Annotated in this window: 1 protein-coding gene; it reads right to left on the reverse strand. The window is 42.2% G+C overall.

The window, feature by feature from the left end; genetic code table 11:
* The coding region (locus tag E1171_RS23055) for a hypothetical protein (RefSeq protein ID WP_187696083.1) at nucleotides 1–303 on the reverse strand (303 nt) is incomplete at both ends.

Below are 303 nucleotides of genomic sequence, written 5' to 3' on the forward strand. Positions count from 1 at the left end.
CTGGTTATTAATACTTCTGGCATCATCTTCCGCTTCCTGATCAATAAAAATGCCTCGAAAATTTCTATCTCCCTTTATCTCGGCATATCCGCCGTTATTTCTGGTCACACCATCATCCTCAGCAAACTGATCAAACTCTATCCCCATTTCATTATGATCGCCCTTAATAGAGGCATAGGCATGGTTGTTTTTGGCCTTACCTCCAGAAGTAGCACTCTGATCAATATGAACGGCATTTACATTTGCATCCCCATGTATACGGGCATAGGTGTGGTTATTCTCACTTTTTCCTCCAAAGCTAGC

It is taken from the genome of Xanthovirga aplysinae, assembly GCF_009711365.1.
In the GTDB taxonomy this organism is placed as follows: Bacteria; Bacteroidota; Bacteroidia; order Cytophagales; family Cyclobacteriaceae; genus Xanthovirga; species Xanthovirga aplysinae.